The following is a 14,526-nucleotide window of genomic DNA, read 5'->3' as shown; positions in this document are numbered from 1 at the left end:
CGAGGAGGGGGTCGCAGCGATGAGCACGCGAGATCCGGGTGACGAGCGCCGGGACGAGCCCGCGCGGCCGTCGGAGCCGCAGCGCCCGGCCGAGGACCGGCCCACGCCGGCGCCCGGCGAGGAACAGGACCGGTCGACGCCCGCGCCCGCTCCGGACGCCGCCGATCAGCCCGGAATCGATTGGTCCGCGCCCACTTCGGCACAGTCCGGCGGCACGAGCGGTCCAGACCGCCCATCCGCCGCGCCGCCGCGCCCCGGCAGCATCCAGCGCCAAGAAGCGGGCGTGACCCGGCCCCGCCCGCCCACGGTGGCCGAGGCGCGGGCGCGGGAGAAGGCGCGCAAGCGCGCCGAGGAAGCGCAGCAGGCGGCCATCGCGGCCGAGGAGGCCAAGAAGCGCACCCGCAAGCGCGTGATGATCGGCGGCGTCGCCATCGTCGGCGTCGCGGCCTTGGTCGGCGGCGGCTATCTGGCCTATCGCGCCCTCGCCGCGCCGGACCGGGTCACGGCCCAGTGCGTGAGAACCGAGAACGGTCAAGAGATCGTGGTCGACGATTCCTATTGCGGCGACGGCCGTCCCGGTTTCGTCAACGACACCGGCCTCAATCCCGGTCTGATCATCCTCGGCGGCGGGCCGCAGTACCGCTACTACTACGGCGGCACCGGTTCCATCGGCAAGCCGCCCACCGGCGGCACCACGATCAGGCCGAAGAGCGCCGAGATCAAGACCAAGAGCGGCACCACCATTCAGCGCGGCGGCCTGGGCAGCAAGAGCACCGGCGGAGGGTCATAGATGCGACGCGTACGGGACACGCCCCGGCCGGGCTGGCAGCAGATCATCGAAAGCCAGGGCCTGGTCTACGGTTCCCCGGGACGGGACGCGAGCGGTCAGCCGCGGCCGTACTGGGACGAATCGGTGCACTACGAGTTCGAGATGTCGGAGATCCTCGCGCTGGAGGCCGACGTCGAACTCCTGCACTCGATGTGCCTGAACGCGGTGGAGCACATCGTGCTCACCGAGCGGTACGCCGATTTCGGCCTGCCCGAGTGGAGCTGGGGCCCGATCGCCGAGTCCTGGCGGCGCTCCGACCCGCACGTGTACGGGCGTTTCGATCTGCGCTACGACGCGCGACGTCCGGCGAAGCTGCTGGAGTACAACGCCGACACCCCGACCTCGCTGCTGGAGGCGGCGATCGTGCAGTGGCACTGGCTGACCGACCGCTACCCCGGCGGCGACCAGTGGAACTCGTTGCACGAGAAGCTGGTCGAGCGGTGGGGCGAACTGCGTGACGCGCTGCCCACCGCGCAACTGCATTTCACCTGGTCCGGCGCCGACGCCACGGGCGAGGACAACGTCACCACCGCCTACCTGCAGGAGACCGCGGCCGAGGCGGGCTTCGACACCGTCGCGCTGCCGATCGAGGAGATCGGATTCGATTCCGAGCTGGAACGTTTCGTCGACCTGGCCGAGGCGCCGATGGAGGCGGTCTTCAAGCTCTACCCCTGGGAATGGGTGCTCGACGACGATTTCGGCAAACGCGTCGTGGACAGCCTGCCGGAGACCATGTGGATCGAGCCGCTGTGGAAGACGCTGCTGAGCAACAAGGCGATCCTCGCGGTGCTGTGGGAGATGTACCCGGGCCACCCGAATCTGCTGCCCGCCTATCTCGACCAGCCCAACGAGCTCACCGAGTACATCCGCAAACCGAAGCTGGGACGCGAGGGCGCCAACATGACGATCGTCGGCGCCGGACTGGAGACCGCGACCGGCGGCGTCTACGGCGAGGAAGGCTACGTGTACCAATTGCTGGACCCGCTGCCGGAATTCGACGACATGCGCCCGGTGCTCGGCGCGTGGATCGTCGGCGACGCCGCGGCCGGGCTCGGCATCCGCGAGACAGCGGGACTGATCACCGACGACGGCTCCGCTTTCGTCCCGCATCGCATCACCAGCGACTGAGCAGCGTCCTCGTCGAGCACCAATCCATCTCGGCCGCACGCCGACCCGTCCCGGAAGGATCAAGATGACCGCAGTCGCCCTGGAATCGGGGTACTGGAACTCGCTCGGCGAGGGTGTGGGAGCGATCGTCCTCTACGCCCTCGTCGGCTTGGTGCTCATGCTCGTCGGCTTCTACGCCATCGACCTGACCACGCCGGGAAAGTTGCGCAAACTGGTGGTCGCGGGGAAGCCGAACGCCATCATCGTCACCGCGGCGGGCATGATCAGCATGGCGTTCATCGTCGTGCTCGCCATCTTCGCCGTCGGCGGTGGCGGCAAGCTCTCCGAGGGCCTGATCGCCGCGCTGGTGTTCGGCCTGGTCGGCATCGTGGCCCAGGTCGTCTCGGTGCGCGTCATCGAACGGGCGCTCGGCATCGACATCGGCACGGCGCTGCACGCGGACACCTACACCACTGAAGTGCTCGTGGTGGCGGCCGCGCATTTCGCGCTCGGGCTCGTGGTGGCCTTCGCGATCCTGTAGACCTCACGCCGAGACCAGGCATCGGGCAGGACGCTCGGTGCTCTTGCGGCGTGCAAGCCGTTGGCTCAGTGCTCGTCCCCGTGGGCGAGGCAGTACGCCGCCGCCGCGAGGTACTGGCGGCACTCCGGGCCGTGACCGGCGTGCACGCTGCGGATGAACAAGGCGCGATCCATGTCGAGATCCGTCGACGGCTCCGCGGAACAATCCCGGTACCGGCTCCGCCACAGATCCTGTGTGTCCAGCGATGTCTGCATCGTGCACCTCCCGTGCTGCGTATCAGTGCGAGAAGGCTTGCAATATCCCTACATCGGGGGCGTACCCGCTTCCGCCGCGCGGCAACCTGTGCGGGTCACCTGGTCACCAACCGCCAGTCGTCGGGCAGGCGCGCCGCGGTGATCTGCGCGCCCTCGGCTTCCAGGTCGACGGTGGTGGCACCGAGCCGCAACGCGCGCAGCGAGAGCCTGCCCCACCGCGCGGGCAGTTGCGGCCGGACCGTGAGCGTCCTGGTGGGCGCGTCGGGGTCGAGCCCGAGGAACGCGCGCACCAGCAACAGCGGCGCCGCGCTCGCCCACGCCTGCGGCGAACAGGAAGTCGGATACGGCACCGGCGTGGCGAAGCGCGACCGGGGAAAGCCGCAGAACAACTCCGGCAGACGCCCGTCGAACACCGCCGCGGCGTCCAGCAGGCCGGTGGCCAGCCGAGTCGCCAGCTCCACCGCGCCGGGCACATGCCGGTAGCGCAGCAGGCCCGCCACCGCGATCGCCGTATCGTGCGGCCACACCGAGCCGCAGTGGTAGCTCATCGGGTTGTAGGCGCCCATGTTCGACGCCAGCGTGCGCAGCCCGAAGCCGGAATCCATCTCCGGAGCCGACATCCGCGCCACCAGCTCAGCCGCGTGCTCGTCGGTGGCGATGCCCGACCACAGGCAGTGCGCCACATTGCTGGTCAGCGCGTCGACCTGCCGCTTGCCGCCGTCCAGCGCCACGGCGTACCACCCGCGGTCGGCCAGCCAGAACTGTTCGGCGAACTTGACGCGCAACTCCGCGGCGCGTTCCCTTAGCTGTCCGGCCAGGCGCGGGTCGTCGAAAGCCTCCGCCAGTTCGGCTCTGGCCAGCATCGCGGCGTGCACATACCCCTGCACCTCGCACAGTGCGATGGGCGCTTCGGCGATGTGGCCGGTGGCGTCGTTGATTCCGTCGAAGCTGTCCTTCCACCCCTGGTTGATCAGGCCGCGGTCGGTCGCGCGGCGGTACTCGACGAAGCCGTCGCCGTCCCGGTCGCCGTAGTCGGTGATCCAGTGCAGCGCGGCGTCGGCGGCAGGCAGCAGTTGCCGGATCGCCTCGGAGTCGGCGCCCCAGCGATGGCATTCGGCCAGCAGCATCACGAACAGCGGTGTGGCGTCGGCCGTTCCGTAGTAGATGTTGCCGCCGAACACTTGCCCGCCCGCGGGCCCGCGGCGCATCTCGTGCATGATGCGGCCGGGTTCCTCCTCGGTCAGCGGGTTCACGTCCTGCCCTTGCAGTTCGGCCAGCTGCTGCAGCGTGCCCAGCGCCAGATCGGCCTCCAGCGGCAGCGCCATCCACGCGGTGAGCAGGCTGTCGCGGCCGAACAGGGTCATGAACCACGGCGCGCCCGCGGCGACGAAAGGCCGCGCGTCGCCGGATTCGTCGCGCATCTGCAACGCACCCAAGTCGCTCTCGGTGCGGCGCAGCACCCGGGTGAGCACGGGGTCGGACGCGGCGATGTCGGTGGCGGTGTCGCGCCAGGCCTCGATCTTTCGGCCCGGCGCGCTGACGTTGTAGTGCTCCCCCGGCGAGATGGCCTGGAAACGCTGGTTGCCCACGGTCGGCTGGGCGATGATCTCGGTCTGCCAGCATTCGCCGACCGGCACGATCACCCTCCACAGCAGCGAACCGGGCATGACCTCGGGTTCCACGGTCGCCGAAATCGAGATGCCCCGGCTGCGGTCGGCGTGATCGTGCAGCACCAACTCCCCGTCGGCTACCGTCACGTCGGCCCGCCCGTGACCGGCGCGGCCTTCCTTCACCGCGAACAGATCGACGAAGTCGGCGTCCACGTGCAATTCCAGCAGCACCGCGGTGGGCTCGCGGCCCATGTTCTCCAGCGTGATCAGCTCGTGCATGCCGTCGGCGACGATCCGTTCGCGCACCACCAGCAGCGTGCTGTCGGCCAGGCCCGCCTGCGGGGGCCTGCGCAACACGAACCTGGCGGCGAACGCCTCGGGACTCAATACCGAAAGCGACTCGGCGGGTTTGCCGTTCACCAGCAACTCCCAGCGCGACAGCACGCGGGCGTCCCGGAAGAACAAGCCGTGCGGCTTGCCCGGTTCGACGTCGCCGAGCCGATTGGACAGGCAGAACGTGCCGCCTTCGACCAGGGTCACCGAGCCGCACCCCCCGAACCCGGCGGGCTCGCCGGAGTTCAGGGGGGCGTGGCTCACGGGCGCGGAATCGGTCACGCCTAGCCGCTCGCCGCGATCCGGATCGGCGAGCCGGACGCCGGGGCGTCGAGCGGCGTGGCCACGGACGCCGTGGTGACCAGCGGCGCGGCGCCGGCCCGCTGCTTCGAGCGCAGCACCCGGCGATACACCTGCTCGTAGCCGAAGCCGAGTGTGTCGGAGCCGAACTTGGCCTGCACGTGCGCCCGGCAGGCGTACGGATCCATCGACCGGACCTCTTCGATGGCCGAGGGCAATTCGGCGGGATCCTCGCAGATGCGGCCGGTCACGCCGTCGACGATCACCTCGGACACCGCCCCGCCGCGCAGCGCGACCACCGGCGTGCCACAGACCATGGATTCGATCATCACCATGCCGAACGGTTCCTCCCAGCGAATCGGGAACAACAGGCAACGCGCGTTCGCAAGCAGCTTACGCTTGGCCGTCGCGTCGGCGAGACCGAACACGTGGTCGTTTTCCGTCAGCAGCGGCCGCACCTTCTCCTCGAAGTAGGCCTGCTCGGGACGTTCGCTGCACTTGCCTGCCAGCACCAGCGGGATGCCTGCGGCGTGCGCGGCTTCCAGCGCCAGATGCGGAGCCTTGCACTCGTTGAACCGGCCGAGGAACAGCGCGTAGTCGTCCTTCTCGACGCGGAACGGCCAATCGTCGACGTGCAGCGCGTTGTGCACCCGCCCGGACCAATTGAGACCCTGCGCGAGTTCGCGCTGACGGTCGCTGATCGCCACCAAGGCGACCTCGTCGCCCAGATCCTGGTAATAGCGGTAGATGTCGTCCTCCACCGGCCCGTGCACGGTCAGCACCGTCGGCAGGCCCATGTTCTGGAAGACGGTCGCGTTCAGCGGCCCCGCGAAGGTGTGGTCGTGCACCAGGTCCACACCCGAAGTGGCCATGAGCTTCTCGATCGCGCGACGCACCCGCAGCGCGTGCACCACCTCGGGGAACGGCTCTCCGAGGCGTTCGGGCAGCGCTCGGTCCCACACCGGCACGAACTTGGCCTTCGTCCCCGGCTCACCCGCGCCCAACAGCGTGACGTCGTGGCCGCGGGCCACCAGCGCGTCGACGAGGTCGGCCACCACGGCCTCGACACCGCCGTACGCCTTGGGCGGGACGTCGAAGTACGGCGGCACGACCATCGCGATGCGGAACGGGCCGCTGGAACGATCTGTCGACAGGTAGTCGGACGACGGCATCTCCAGATCAGACGACGCCTGCGCGGAAATCGGCACGGAAAGCGCGCTCATGACCCTCCTTCCAGGGACAACCAAGTAGCACTCGCATTCACCCAGCACTCGGAGTACCGGGCGCCGAACTGAACTAAGTGGCCGCCGCGGCGGGGGTGAAGACCTAGCTGCACCGCCGTCCATGGGGCTTGGTTGGCCTGGTCACGCCTCCGGCATGATCAGGGGGGCCGAGTGGGAGGTACCTCAGCGGGCGTCGTTCAAACCAAACAGTTCGGGAAAAATCGCCGCACCCAGCGTTCGTTCGGCTACCGATGGGTAGTCCGGTGTCCCCGCCTTGCCGGTTCACTGATCGGGCAGGCAGCGGCCGGGGTCGGGCAGGTCGGCGCACGGCGCGTTGCCGTGTGCGCGCAGCACCTCTTTGCCGGTCCTATCGGTCAGGAAGTGCAGGAAACTCGCGGCGAGCGAACCACCGGGCAACTCGCCGTTACTGTATGCGTACTCCACGCCCCAGAAGGGATAGGCGCGCCGCACGGCGGCGTCCCGGCTCGCGCCGACGCCATCGATCGCGATCGTCGGCAGACCGGCGGCGACGGCCTCGGCGAACTCGGAATAGCCGACCGCCCCTGGTATTTCCGCCACCGCCTTGCGCATGTCTGCGGTGACCTGCACCTCGCACTGCGCGGGCGCGGTGGTGACGGTGCCCTTCAGCGCCGTGCAGCTCACGTGCGGGCGCTCCGGCTGCGCGCCTTCCAGCAGCCTGCGTTCGAAAATGGTGCGCGTTCCGGAGCCGGGGATCCGGTTGACCAGCACCACCGGCAGGTCCGGACCGCCCACCTCGCGCCAGTTGCCGACCTTGCCCCGGTAGAGATCCCGGATCTGGGCGAGGGTGAGATCGCGGACGCCGACGCCGGGATGCGCGATCATGGTGAACAGCGACAACGCCAACGGCCGGTGCACCAGCGCCGGGTAACCGCCGCCCTTGGCGCCGTCGGTGATGGCGATCAGGCCGGAATCGCCCGTACCCTGCTCGGCGAGCCGGTCCAATCCACGCTCGGACCCCTCGAAGCCGTACGCGAAACTGGCTCCGGCGCAACTCTTGCGGTATTGCTCGGCGGCGTCTTTTATCACCTGGGCGAACGCCGTCGACCCGAGCACGGTCAGTTTGCCCGAGGCGCAGTCCAGCGGCGTCGGCGACGGCTCCAAAGCGGCCACCACCAACTGGACGATGATCACCAGCACCAGGAACACGGTCAGCGCGACCATCATCAGGGGAACGCCGGTGCGGCTACGGGTCTCGGTGATCCGCCCGCCTTTGATGCCGCCACGCAGCACGGGCTGCGGGTATTCGCCCATCCCTTCCGAACGCTGCAGGATCGCCAGGATCTTGTAGTGATCGCCGGGGGCGAGCGGCACCTTCGGCAGATCGATCACGCCGATGTGCCCGCCGGTGTCCTCGCGCACCGCGATGCCGGAATCGGCGTCGAGATTGTCGGCCAAGGCCGGATCGCTGAGCTCGTTCACCGCCATGCCGATCACGCGGCGTTGCGGAAAACGCAGGTGCAAACCGATCCGCGCGGCGTCCGGCGCCTTGTAGTCATGACTGTCGATGGTCGTGATGCCGCTGTTCTCGACGCGCACCAGAACGACCGAGATGTCCTTCAGATCCGGGCTCGCGCCGTCCGCTGAGGGGCGCAACTGCGGCAGCACACCGGGGAACACCGATTCGATCTCACCGGTGACCGGCGTGTCCATCTGCACCCGGTAGCCGAGGCGTCTGCGGCCCGCGAGGACGAACTCCCACAGGAACGCGCCGATGGGCACCGCGATACCGATGAGCGCGAGCACGATCTCGAGCGGAAAGTCGCCCACCAGTCAATCCCCCCAGCAATCCGTGTGGCCCTTATTCTCGGCGGCAAGAGCCTTCCGGCACAGGCGAAGTCGCAGTGTTCGGCAACAGTTAACCCGACGGTCACGCTTGCGCGCGAGTCCAGGCCAGCAGATCCGCCAGCGGCCAGGTGTTGATCACCCGTTCCGGCGCGACGCCGTTCGCGAGCGCGCGCTCACAACCGTACCCTTGCCAGTCGAGCTGCCCGGGCGCGTGCGCGTCGGTGTCGATCGAGAAGTGACATCCCATCTCGGCGGCCAGGCGCAGCAATCGCGAAGGCGGATCGAGGCGTTCGGGTCTGCTGTTGATCTCCACGGCGGTGCCGTAGGCGCGGCACGCCTCGAACACCACCTCGGCGTCGAACGTGGATTCCGGCCTGGTGCCGCGTCCTCCCGTGACCAGGCGGCCGGTGCAGTGGCCGAGCACGTCTACGTTGGGGTCGGCGACCGCGTACGCCATGCGCTTGGTCATCGTCGCGCTGTCGTCGCGCAGCCGCGAGTGCACGCTGGCCACCACGATGTCCAGCCGGGCCAGCAGATCCGCCTGCTGATCGAGGGCGCCGTCGTCGAGGATGTCCACCTCGATGCCGGTGAGGATACGGAACGGCGCCATCCGCTCGTTGAGTTCGGCGACCACGTCCAGTTGCCTGCGCAACCGGTCGGCGGACAGGCCGTTGGCCACGGTCAGGCGCGGGGAATGGTCGGTCAGGGCGCAGTATTCGTGCCCGAGCGCGGCCGCGACCCGCATCATCTCCTCGATCGGGCTGCCGCCGTCGGACCAGTTCGAGTGGGTGTGCAGATCGCCGCGCAAGCGCTCCCGCAACGGCTTGCCCGGCGCCCCGATCGGCTGCGCCGCCGCCCGCAACTCGGCCAGGTACCGCGGCACCACGCCGGCGTACGCCTGCTCGATGACGGCGGCGGTCTTGGGGCCGATGCCGGCGAGCTCGGTCCAGGTGCCCGCCGCCCGGCGCGCCGCGCGCTCGTCGGCGGACAACCCCGCGACGACATCGGCGGCGCGCCGGTAGGCCTTCACCCGGTGGGTCTCGGCCCTCGAGCGCTCCAGCCAGAAGCCGATCTCGCGCAGCGCCGCCTCCGGACCGGGCGCCGCGGCGCCGTCCGGCATCCCGGTCGGTTCCTGGCCGGGCACCGGGTCAGTGCACCCGGCTGTATTTGACGAAGGCCACTCCGTCTTCGAACACCGTGCTGGTGATCACCCGGAATTTGGCCGGTTCCGGCAGCCGTGACCCGGCGCCGAACAGCGCGCGACCGCTCCCGAGCACGATCGGATAGAGCTTGAGAAAGATCTGGTCGATCTCCGGCAGCAGCGCCTGCGCCAGCTCACCGCCGCCGCACAGCCAGATGCCGAGCCCGCTTTCCCGCTTCAGGGCACGAACCTTCTCGATCGGGTTCTCCGAGATCAGCTCGACGGCCGGATCGGGACTCTCCGGCAGCGTGGTCGAGACCACGAACTGCCGCAGATGCGCGTAAGGGGTCGAGGTGCCGGTGCGGACGCCGAAGTCGTGCGTCTTGCGTCCCATCAGCACCGTGTCGAAGTAGCGATTGCGCTCCTCCAGCCCGATCGCCTCCCGCACCTTGGTGGGCAGCGTCTCGGGGTACTGCGCGTTGATCGAGGGACCGTGGTCGCCGCCGACCGGGAAGAAATCGACCGAGCCGTCCTCGGTGGCGATGAATCCGTCAATGGTCGACGCGACGTAATAGGTGAGCTTGCGCATGCTTCCCTTCCTCACGGTCGGCTGACAATTCCGAACCGCCCTGAGGAAACGGTAGCTCGCCCGCGCTAACGACGCCGAGGCTTCGGCTGGCAGCGCGGGCAGGAGTAGGACGAGCGGTTCATGAACCGCTCGCGGATGATCGGCGCACCACACCGGCGACACGGCTCGTGCTCCCGACCGTATACGGCGAGAGACCGTTCGAAGTAGCCCGACTGGCCGTTGACATTCACATAGAGCGCGTCGAAGGACGTACCGCCCGCGGCGAGCGCTTCGCCCATCACGGCCGCGACTTCGGCGAGCAACCCGCGCACCGCGGGCCTGGACAGCCCCGATGCGGGCCTCCCACCGTGGATCTTGGCACGCCACAGCGCCTCGTCGGCGTAGATGTTGCCGATGCCGGAGACGACGCCTTGGTCGAGCAGCACGCGTTTGATCTCGCTCTGCTTGCCCCGGATCACGGCGACCACGGATTCGACGTCGAACCGCGGATCCAGCGGGTCACGGGCGATGTGCGCGACCGGCTCCGGCACCAGGGTGCCGTCCACTTCGACCAGCGGAGCGAGCGTCCAACCACCGAACGTGCGCTGGTCGACGAAGCGCAACTGGGTGCCGTCGCCGAGAGTGGCGCGGATGTGGGCGTGCTTCTCCAGCGGCGCGTCGGCGGGCTGCACCAGCATCTGGCCGCTCATGCCGAGATGCACGACCAGCGCCGCTTCCGGATCGTCGAAGGTGAGCCAGAGGAATTTGCCGCGACGCTCGGCCGAGGCGACCTTCAGGCCGGTCAGCCGCGCGGCGAGATCTGCGGCGCCTTCGAGATGGCGACGCACCGAGCGAGGATGGGTGATCGCCACCGATTCGATGATCCGGCCGACCACGTGCTCGGCGAGCCCGCGCCGCACGACCTCGACCTCGGGAAGTTCGGGCACGTCAGGTTTCGGCGGTCAGCGCCTCGTAGGCGGCCCCCGCGGCCTTCTGCTCGGCTTCCTTCTTCGACCGGCCGACGCCCTGCCCGTAGGCCCGGCCGCCGATCACCGTGGTGGCGGTGAACTCCTTGTCGTGGTCCGGCCCGGTCGAGGTGATCTCGTAGCTGGGCACGCCGAGACCACGCTCGGCGGTGAGTTCCTGCAGGCTGGTCTTCCAGTCCAGGCCCGCGCCCATCCGCGGGCCGCGCTCGAGCAGCTCGGCGAACAGGCGAAGCACCACGGAACGAGCCACCTCGATGCCGTGCTCGAGATGCACGGCGCCGAGCAACGACTCCATGCCGTCGGCGAGGATGCTCTCCTTGTCCCGGCCGCCGGTGAGTTCCTCGCCCTTGCCCAGCAGCAGGTGGGCGCCGAGCCCGCCCTCGCCGAGGCCGCGGGCGACCTCGGCCAGCGCGCGCATGTTCACCACGCTCGCGCGCAATTTGGCCAGCTCACCCTCGGTCTTCGAGGGATGCTCGTGATACAGCCGTTCGGTGATGCTCAGCCCGAGCACGGAGTCGCCGAGGAACTCGAGACGCTCGTTCGTCGGCAGGCCGCCGTTCTCGTACGCGTAGGAACGATGGGTCAGTGCGAGACGCAGCAGATCCGGCTGCAGGTCGACGCCCAACGCGGCGAGAAGGCTCGCGTGTTCACCGGACGAGTCGGGTTCGTCGGTCACGTCGCTACGACAGGTCGTACGGTCAGACCGCCGCCGTGACCTGGCGGCCCTTGTAGGTGCCGCAGGACGGGCAGGCGATGTGCGGCAGGGTCTTCTCGCCGCAGGCGCGGTTCGGGCAGGTGATCAGGGTCGGCGCGGCGGCCTTCCACTGGCTGCGCCGCGACCTGGTGTTGGAACGGGACATCCGGCGCTTGGGAACGGCCACGACTACTTCTCCTCTGTCTAATTGCTCTGCCGGTTTCGGCTGACGGTCTTGCTCAGCGGTCTCGGTCGGCCGCACCCTCGTCGGGGCTGCCGGTGCCGGGCGATCCGGAGGCGAATTTAGCCAGTCCGGCCCAGCGAGGGTCAAGTATCTCATGCCGATGGTCGGATCCCGCAATCGCCATCCGTACGCCGCATTCCGGGCACAGTCCCGCGCAATCCGGGGTGCACAGCGGCTGCAGCGGCAACTCGAGCCCGACGGCGTCGATCACCACCGGCTCGAGATCGATGAGGTCGTCGTCCATGCGATAGACCTCGTCGTCCTCGGTGGTCTGCTCGGTGGTGCTGTCCGGGTAGGCGAACAGCTCGGTCACCTGGAGGGTGACGGCATCGGTGAACGGCTCGAGGCAGCGCGAGCACTCGCCTTCCAGCGGCGCCGAGACCGTCCCGGTGACCAGCACTCCCTCGGACACCGCCTGCAACTGCAGGTCGAACTCCACCTGCGCGCCGACGGGAACGCCGATCAGATCCAGACCGATCCGCTCCTCGGTGGTGACGGTGCGGCGCAGCTCGCGCATCGTCCCCGGCCTGCGGCCGAGGCTGCGGGTGTCCAGCACGAAACCCGCGTCCGGCGAGCGGCGCTTGGCCGACTGGGGACGCGAGGCGGAACCGGAACCGGCGGACATCACGAACTCACTCACGATCGGGGGGATACGGGCAACCACTCAACAATACGCGATCACACGGTGCACGCCCAAACGCAGCCCACCGCCGCTACCTGCGGAATTCGGACGCGTAGTCGGGTGCGCCCGCCCCGCTGCGCAGCTGATGGCGGCCCCGCCCGACCGTGCGCAGCGTGCTGGTCAGCGTCTCCTCGAAATCGGCGAGCCTGGAGTCGACGTAGTGATCGCATTCCTCGCGCAGGCGATCCGCCTCGGCGTGCGCGGCGTCGATCACCCTGGCCGATTCTGCGTGCGCGGCGCGGACCACCTCGGTCTGCGTGACCAGCCGCTCCTGTTCGGCGAGCCCGTCGGCGACGGAGCGGTCATAGGCGGCCTTGCCCGCCTCGATCATGCGCTCCGACTCCAGCCGCGCCCGCCCGGTCACCGCCTCGTACTCGGCGTTGCCGTCGGCGACCACCCGGTCGGCCTCCTCCTGGGCGGAGGCGACCAGGCGATCGGCGTGCGCGCTCGCCTCGGCGACCATCCGGTCGGCGTGCGCCTTGGCGTCGGCGAGGATGCGGTCGGCTTCCTCGCGCGCCGAGCTGATGGTGCGCTCGGCCTGCTCGTTGGCCCCGGTCACGGCGGTCTCCGCGGCGGTCCTGGCATCGGAGACGATCTTGTCGCGATGGTCGAGCACGTCCTGGGCGTCGTCGAGTTCGCCGGGCAGCGCGTCGCGGACGTCGTCGAGTAGTTCGAGCACATCGCCGCGCGGCACGATGCAGCTGCGGGTCGGGGGGATGCCGCGCGCCTCTTCGACGATGGCGACCAGTTCGTCGAGCGCTTCGAATACGCGATACATGCTCACTACCCTCCTGCGGACTCACGGCGAAACTCTCCGCCCGACGCCCAGTGTGCCCCTCGTCACCGCTCGTGCCGAGTCACTTTCCGGTGTGTCGTGCAGGTGTCTCGCACGCCACAGAAATCAAGTGGAGACCGCCTCTCCGCTTCGTGTTACATTTTTCTGGAAGGTCTACCAAGATCTTCAGCACCTACCGCGTTCCCCGGATCGCGGACAAGGAAGCCGGAGGTACGGACAACCCGCCGTCGAATGTTGACAGGCGCCGACACGTCAGCCAGTGCCCGATACGGGCCGACGAACGGAACCTGCCAAGAGTCGACGGGGGAAGCCACGCGAGCACCATCGCCGTTGTCCCCGCCGAGGGCTTGTGTTCGATCGGAAAGACGATGACCCTACTGGAACTGCCGCGACCCGGAGGAGTAAGCGCCACCAGCTTCTTCGTGCCCTGGGTCGGCCCCTCCCCGGTACTGCCGACGACCTCGGTGACGGCCGGGTTCGGCCGGCTCGCCCGGTATCTGCGCGGTGATCGCGCCTTCGCCCAGCTGATCCGGTTCGCGCTGGTCGGCGGCTCCAGCAACATCGCCTACGTCCTGTTGTTCCTCGCCATGCACGGCGTCGGACCGCTGATCGCCAACGTCGTCGGCTCGATCGTCAGCACCGTGATCGCCAACGAGCTGCACCGCCAGCTCACCTTCCACGCGGCGGAACGAGTCGGCTGGTTCACCGCGCAATGGGAAGGCGGCGGCCTCGCGCTGGTCGGACTCGGCGTCAGCACGGCGGCGCTGGCCGCGCTGGGCTTGTGGGCTCCCGGGCTCGGGGACACCGCTCAGGCCGTCGCGATCCTGGCGATCACCGCCGCGGTCGGCGGCATGCGCTTCCTGGCCCTCCGCGGTTTGGTGTTCTGAACCGCCTCTCCGTACGTCAGCTCTTTCGTTCGGCCAAGCGGTCGAGGAGGCGCTTGTGTACCGACGGGGGCAGCATGTCGGCGACGTCGCCGCCGTACGTGGCGACCTCCTTGACCAGCGAGCTGGACAGGAAGCTGAAGGCGGGGTTGGTGGCGATGAAGAAGGTGTCCACCCCGGACAGCTTCTTGTTCATCTGCGCCATCTGCAGTTCGTAGCCGAAGTCGCCCGCGTCGCGCAGGCCCTTCACGATCGCGGTGATGCCCTGCTCGCGGGCGAAGTCCACGGTCAGGCCCTGCCACGACTCCACCCGGACGTTGCCCAGGTGCGCGGTCGACTCGCGCAGCATCTCCATGCGCTCATCGACGGTGAACATGCCCTGCTTCTTCGGGTTGATCATGACGGTGATGACGACCTCGTCGAACTGGGCCGCCGCCCGGGTGAAGACGTCGAGGTGTCCGTAGGTCACGGGGTCGAACGACCCGGGGCACAGTGCTCCTGCCATGA

The 14,526-nt window shown here is 69.0% G+C and carries 15 protein-coding genes; 4 read left to right on the top strand and 11 right to left on the bottom strand.

Going from position 1 to position 14,526, the window contains the following annotated elements:
- Positions 1–19 precede the first annotated feature (19 nt).
- From U3653_RS12085 to U3653_RS12075, 3 genes are all read left to right on the top strand, one after another.
- Complete coding sequence (locus tag U3653_RS12085) at positions 20–790, top strand: hypothetical protein (protein ID WP_323124205.1); 771 nt, start codon at positions 20–22, stop codon at positions 788–790.
- On the top strand, positions 791–1,957 hold the full coding sequence (locus U3653_RS12080; protein ID WP_195078689.1) for a glutathionylspermidine synthase family protein: 1,167 nt from the start codon (positions 791–793) through the stop codon (positions 1,955–1,957).
- Positions 1,958–2,021: 64 nt separating this feature from the next.
- Positions 2,022–2,477, top strand: coding sequence for a DUF350 domain-containing protein (locus tag U3653_RS12075; RefSeq protein WP_067798388.1), 456 nt, complete (start codon positions 2,022–2,024; stop codon positions 2,475–2,477).
- 349 nt (positions 2,478–2,826) lie between these two features.
- On the opposite strand, the gene U3653_RS12070 is transcribed toward U3653_RS12075, so the two are convergent.
- From U3653_RS12070 to U3653_RS12025, 10 genes are all read right to left on the bottom strand, one after another.
- Positions 2,827–4,938 carry an amylo-alpha-1,6-glucosidase gene (locus U3653_RS12070; RefSeq protein ID WP_195078687.1) on the bottom strand — a complete coding sequence of 704 codons (2,112 nt, stop codon included), beginning with the start codon at positions 4,936–4,938 and terminating at the stop codon, positions 2,827–2,829.
- 20 nt (positions 4,939–4,958) lie between these two features.
- The gene (locus tag U3653_RS12065; protein WP_195078923.1) at positions 4,959–6,146 is read right to left on the bottom strand and encodes a glycosyltransferase family 4 protein; all 1,188 of its coding nucleotides are present in this window, start codon (positions 6,144–6,146) and stop codon (positions 4,959–4,961) included.
- 333 nt (positions 6,147–6,479) lie between these two features.
- Entirely contained in the window at positions 6,480–8,006 is a 1,527-nt protein-coding gene (locus U3653_RS12060) for a PstS family phosphate ABC transporter substrate-binding protein (protein WP_195078686.1), read from the bottom strand.
- Positions 8,007–8,106: 100 nt separating this feature from the next.
- A complete protein-coding gene (locus U3653_RS12055; RefSeq protein ID WP_195078922.1) occupies positions 8,107–9,144 on the bottom strand; it encodes a PHP domain-containing protein in 1,038 nt (345 codons plus the stop codon).
- A 28-nt stretch (positions 9,145–9,172) separates the two neighbouring features.
- Positions 9,173–9,754 (bottom strand): dihydrofolate reductase family protein, encoded by a 582-nt coding sequence (locus U3653_RS12050; protein ID WP_195078685.1) that lies wholly within the window; start codon positions 9,752–9,754, stop codon positions 9,173–9,175.
- Between the two features lie 65 nt (positions 9,755–9,819).
- On the bottom strand, positions 9,820–10,680 hold the full coding sequence (mutM, locus tag U3653_RS12045) for a bifunctional DNA-formamidopyrimidine glycosylase/DNA-(apurinic or apyrimidinic site) lyase (protein ID WP_195078684.1): 861 nt from the start codon (positions 10,678–10,680) through the stop codon (positions 9,820–9,822).
- A gap of 1 nt (position 10,681) precedes the next feature.
- The gene (gene rnc, locus U3653_RS12040) at positions 10,682–11,395 is read right to left on the bottom strand and encodes a ribonuclease III (protein ID WP_067797422.1); all 714 of its coding nucleotides are present in this window, start codon (positions 11,393–11,395) and stop codon (positions 10,682–10,684) included.
- Positions 11,396–11,417: 22 nt separating this feature from the next.
- Positions 11,418–11,600 (bottom strand): 50S ribosomal protein L32, encoded by a 183-nt coding sequence (gene rpmF / locus U3653_RS12035; RefSeq protein WP_039799574.1) that lies wholly within the window; start codon positions 11,598–11,600, stop codon positions 11,418–11,420.
- Between the two features lie 52 nt (positions 11,601–11,652).
- Complete coding sequence (locus tag U3653_RS12030) at positions 11,653–12,282, bottom strand: YceD family protein (protein ID WP_195078921.1); 630 nt, start codon at positions 12,280–12,282, stop codon at positions 11,653–11,655.
- An 88-nt stretch (positions 12,283–12,370) separates the two neighbouring features.
- Positions 12,371–13,117, bottom strand: coding sequence for a DivIVA domain-containing protein (locus U3653_RS12025; RefSeq protein ID WP_195078683.1), 747 nt, complete (start codon positions 13,115–13,117; stop codon positions 12,371–12,373).
- 386 nt (positions 13,118–13,503) lie between these two features.
- Here U3653_RS12025 and U3653_RS12020 point away from each other — a divergent pair, with 386 nt between their 5' ends.
- Entirely contained in the window at positions 13,504–14,022 is a 519-nt protein-coding gene (locus U3653_RS12020; protein WP_195078682.1) for a GtrA family protein, read from the top strand.
- A gap of 16 nt (positions 14,023–14,038) precedes the next feature.
- Here U3653_RS12020 and coaD read toward each other — a convergent pair whose 3' ends face one another.
- Complete coding sequence (gene coaD / locus U3653_RS12015; protein WP_195078681.1) at positions 14,039–14,524, bottom strand: pantetheine-phosphate adenylyltransferase; 486 nt, start codon at positions 14,522–14,524, stop codon at positions 14,039–14,041.
- Positions 14,525–14,526: the final 2 nt, after the last annotated feature.

Source organism: Nocardia implantans, from assembly GCF_035544775.1.
GTDB classification, from domain to species: Bacteria; Actinomycetota; Actinomycetes; order Mycobacteriales; family Mycobacteriaceae; genus Nocardia; species Nocardia implantans.
This window is presented reverse-complemented; position numbering and strand designations above follow the sequence as displayed.

Bases quoted from the DNA above. Each gene is read 5' to 3' on its own strand.
- coaD (WP_195078681.1), bottom strand. From the start codon at position 14,524: ATGGCAGGAGCACTGTGCCCCGGGTCGTTCGACCCCGTGACCTACGGA.
- U3653_RS12075 (WP_067798388.1), top strand. From the start codon at position 2,022: ATGACCGCAGTCGCCCTGGAATCGGGGTACTGGAACTCGCTCGGCGAG.
- U3653_RS12025 (WP_195078683.1), bottom strand. From the start codon at position 13,117: ATGTATCGCGTATTCGAAGCGCTCGACGAACTGGTCGCCATCGTCGAA.
- U3653_RS12055 (WP_195078922.1), bottom strand. From the start codon at position 9,144: ATGCCGGACGGCGCCGCGGCGCCCGGTCCGGAGGCGGCGCTGCGCGAG.
- U3653_RS12080 (WP_195078689.1), top strand. From the start codon at position 791: ATGCGACGCGTACGGGACACGCCCCGGCCGGGCTGGCAGCAGATCATC.
- U3653_RS12050 (WP_195078685.1), bottom strand. From the start codon at position 9,754: ATGCGCAAGCTCACCTATTACGTCGCGTCGACCATTGACGGATTCATC.
- U3653_RS12085 (WP_323124205.1), top strand. From the start codon at position 20: ATGAGCACGCGAGATCCGGGTGACGAGCGCCGGGACGAGCCCGCGCGG.
- U3653_RS12065 (WP_195078923.1), bottom strand. From the start codon at position 6,146: ATGCCGTCGTCCGACTACCTGTCGACAGATCGTTCCAGCGGCCCGTTC.
- U3653_RS12030 (WP_195078921.1), bottom strand. From the start codon at position 12,282: ATGTCCGCCGGTTCCGGTTCCGCCTCGCGTCCCCAGTCGGCCAAGCGC.
- U3653_RS12020 (WP_195078682.1), top strand. From the start codon at position 13,504: ATGACCCTACTGGAACTGCCGCGACCCGGAGGAGTAAGCGCCACCAGC.